The organism is Roseateles sp. P5_B10 (assembly GCF_056400485.1).
Window position 1 is genome coordinate 1 of the sequence record NZ_JBFULE010000542.1, and the last position, 3,656, is coordinate 3,656.

A 3,656-nucleotide genomic window follows, 5' to 3' on the forward strand; every position below is an offset into this window, starting at 1 on the left:
GTTCCACGACGAGGAGAAGGACCGGGTGCTGGCTGCCATCGAAGAGAAGGTCAAAGGCCGCAAGATCGTCGCTTCCACGCGCGAGGAGCATGGGCCGACAGGCGGCGGCCAGGTCATCGACCTGATGGACGCACTGCGCGCCAGCCTCGGCAGCAAGCCTGCTGGGAAGCCCGCCGTGAAGGCCGGCGGCAAGACGTCTGCCAAGGTCACGCCAATGCCGGCGCGCAAGGCGGCCACGCGCGATGCCGCCGAACCCGAGGCCGCAGCCCCCAAACGGCTGCGGGCGCGCAAGTAGCGCCTGACCCATGAGCAAGCCCCGCCCCGCCACCGCCGAGGCGCCATTGGCGCGCTACAACGCCAAGCGCGATTTCAGCGGCACCGCCGAGCCCAAGGGGAGGCTGGGGCGCCGCAAGTCCAAGGCCTTGGGCTTCGTCATCCAGAAGCACTGGGCCTCGCACCTGCACTACGACTTCAGGCTCGAACTGGACGGCGTCATGGTCAGCTGGGCCGTGCCCAAGGGGCCGAGTTTCGACCCCGCGAAGAAGCAAATGGCCATCCATGTCGAGGACCACCCGGTCAGCTACAACAGCTTCGAGGGCGAGATTCCCAAGGGGCATTACGGCGCCGGCACCGTCATCATCTGGGACCGCGGCAGCTGGACGCCGGTCGGCGACCCGCGCGAGGGCCTGGCCAAGGGCAAGCTGATCTTCGAATTGCATGGCGAGAAGCTGGCCGGGCTGTGGGAGCTGGTGCGCATCTCCAAGCCGGGCGAGAAGAAGCAGGACCAGTGGATCCTGTTCAAGAAGCGCGGCGATGCCTGGGCGCGGCCGACGGCCGAATACGACGTCATCAGCGCCTTGCCGGACAGCGTCGTGGAAAAACCCCTGGGCCCCGTGGAGGAGCGTGAACCGCGGGTGCGCGCACAGCCGCAGACGGCCGGCCCCGATCTGTCCCGCGCAAGGAAGGCGCCGTTCCCGAAGACGCTCGAGCTGCAGCTGGCAACGCTGATTGCCGCTGCGCCCGCAGACGGCGACTGGGTGATAGAGAACAAGTTCGACGGCTATCGCATGGGCGTGCGCATCAGCAAGGGCAAGGTCGCGCTGATCACGCGCAATGGCAATGACTGGACCGCGAAGCTGGCGCCGCTTGTCGATGAACTCGAGAAGCTCGGCATCGATCAGGCCTGGCTGGACGGTGAGATCGTCGTGTTGAACGAGCATGGCGTGCCGGACTTCAACCGGCTGCAGAACGCCATCGACAACGCGCGCACGCAGGACATCGCCATGTTCCTGTTCGACCTGCCCTTCCTCGGCGACACCGACCTGCGCGAAGTGCCGCTGCGCAGCCGGCGCGCGGTGCTCAAAGAGCTGCTCGAAGGCCGCACCTCGGCCCGCGTGCGCTTCAGCGATGAGCTGCCGGCGGCGCCGTCGCAAGTGCTCGCCGCGGCCTGCCAGCTGGGCCTGGAAGGCGTGATGCTGAAGAAGGCCGACTCGCCCTATGTCTCCCGGCGCAGTGACAGCTGGCTCAAGCTGAAATGCCAGCGCCGCCAGGAATTCGTCGTCATCGGCTTCACCGACCGCACGAACTCGCCCCAGGAAGTCGGAGCCCTGATGCTGGGCTATCACCAGGACGGCAAGTTGCGCTCGGCCGGCTCGGTCGGCACCGGCTGGGCCTCGGCGCAGGGGCGCGAGCTGCACCGGCAGTTGAGCAAGCTGCAGACGAAGACGCCGGCCATAGCCCCGGCGGCCGTCGAGCCGGGCCGCTGGTCGCGCCGCGCCCGGGGTAGCGAGCGCTGGGTGCGGCCGGAGATGGTGGTGGAAGTGGCCTTCGGCGAGTGGACGCCCGATGGCCATATCCGGCATGCGAGATTCGTTGGTGTGCGCGCCGACAAGGCGCCCAAGGCGATCCAGCGCGAGCAGGCCGCGGCGGTACGGCCTTCGCCCAGGACGAGCGTCAAGATCAGCCACCCCGACCGGGTCATCGACACCTCGACCGGGCTGCGCAAGATCGACCTGGTGCACTACTACGAGAGCGTCGCGGACCGCATCCTGCCGCACCTGAAGAACCGCCCCGTCTCCCTGGTGCGTGCACCGCAGGGCATCAGCGGGCAGCTGTTCTTCCAGAAGCATTCGGACAAGGAGATCCCGGGCATCACGACCCTCGATCCGGCGCTGTGGCCGGAACACGAGGCGCTGATGTCCGTCGACAGCGTCGAAGGGCTCATCAACGCCGCCCAGCTCAATGTCGTCGAGTTCCACACCTGGAACTCCAAGGTCGGGCGCATCGACCTACCGGACCGGATCGTGTTCGACCTGGACCCGGGCGAGGGCGTCAGCTGGGCGCATCTGCAGGAGGCGGCCGCCCTCACGCACACCATGCTCGAGGAGCTGGGCCTGAAGGCGTGGCTCAAGACCASCGGYGGCAAGGGCCTGCATGTGGTGGYGCCGCTGGCGCCCAAGCTGGACTACGACACCGTCAAGGATTTCTCGCAGGCCGTCGTGGCCCACATGGCCGAGACCCTCCCGCAGCGCTTCGTCGCCAAGAGCGGCGGCAAGAATCGCGTTGGCAAGATCTTCATCGACTACCTGAGGAACGGGCACAGCCAGACGACGGCGACGGCGTTCTCTGCGCGGGCCCGGCCGGGATTGGGCGTCTCCATGCCCGTCAGCTGGGAGCAGCTCGGCTCACTGAAGAGCGGCGCGCAGTGGACCATCACGACGGCGCGCGAGTACCTGTCCTTCGAGAAGGAGGACCCGTGGCGCGACTACGCCAAGTCGCGGCAGACGCTGGCCACGGCGAGAAAGCGGCTCAAGCTGCCGTAGGCTCGCCCGCCAGCACGCGCTTCAGCGGTGCGCCGCTGACGGTCTCCTGCCCGAGCAGCAACTCGGTCAATGCGTCCAGGCGGTCACGCTTGTCCTCCAGCACGCTGCGGCATTCGGCCTGGGCACTCTCGAGCAGGGCGCGGGCCTCGTCCAGCAGCGACTTCTGTACGTCGGGGCCGATGAGTTCCTTCGGCACGCCGGCCATGCTGAGCAAGCCGAAGGTCTTGCCAAAGCCCATGGAGCCGATCATGTTGGTGGCGAGCTCGGACGCGCGCTTGAGGTCGTCGGCCGCGCCGGAGGAGGTGTTGCCGAAGGCGATCAGCTCGGCCTCGCGGCCCGCCAGCATCATCGCCAGGCGGGAGCGCAGCTCGCGTTCGCCGTACAGCGGCTCCTCGTGGGTGCGGGTCACATAGGTCACGCCCAGGGCCGGGCCGCGCGGCTCGATGCTGACGCGCTCGACACTGCCGGCCTCCAGCACATGGGCCACCAGCGCATGGCCGGATTCATGGAAGGCGATGCGGCGCAGCGTCTCGGGCGTGATGATGTCCTTGCTGTTGCTCACCTCGCCGCCGAGCTGGTGCGTCTCCAGCGACTGGTAGACGCGCTCCTCGCTGACATGGGCTTCACCCGCTTCAGCGGCGTAGGCGGYGGCGCGGTTCACGCAGTTGGCGATGTCCGCCGGCGACATGCCGGCCGCGGTGCGGGCGATCGATGGCAGGTCCATGCCCGTCGATGCCTTGATCTGGCCCAGGTAAAGGTCGAACAGCTGCTGGCGCTCGGGCACCGTGGGCATGGCCGTGCGCACGATGAGGTCGAAGCGGCCAGGCCGGCGCA

Annotated in this window: 2 protein-coding genes and 1 pseudogene; 2 read left to right on the top strand and 1 reads right to left on the bottom strand. The window is 68.2% G+C overall.

The features are described 5' to 3' along the window. Together AC1DU6_RS23500 and ligD are read left to right on the top strand one after the other, a co-directional pair. Positions 1 to 295: pseudogene (locus AC1DU6_RS23500) on the top strand (non-homologous end joining protein Ku); the annotation flags it as partial. A 10-nt stretch (positions 296 to 305) separates the two neighbouring features. Further along, the gene (gene ligD, locus AC1DU6_RS23505; protein WP_477859992.1) at positions 306 to 2,822 is read left to right on the top strand and encodes a DNA ligase D; all 2,517 of its coding nucleotides are present in this window, start codon (positions 306 to 308) and stop codon (positions 2,820 to 2,822) included. Here ligD and AC1DU6_RS23510 read toward each other — a convergent pair. Then, positions 2,809 to 3,656, bottom strand: an 848-nt coding sequence (locus AC1DU6_RS23510) for an ATP-dependent metallopeptidase FtsH/Yme1/Tma family protein (protein WP_477859994.1), incomplete at its 5' end; no start/stop codon positions are given. The two genes, ligD and AC1DU6_RS23510, sit on opposite strands and share 14 nt — an antisense overlap.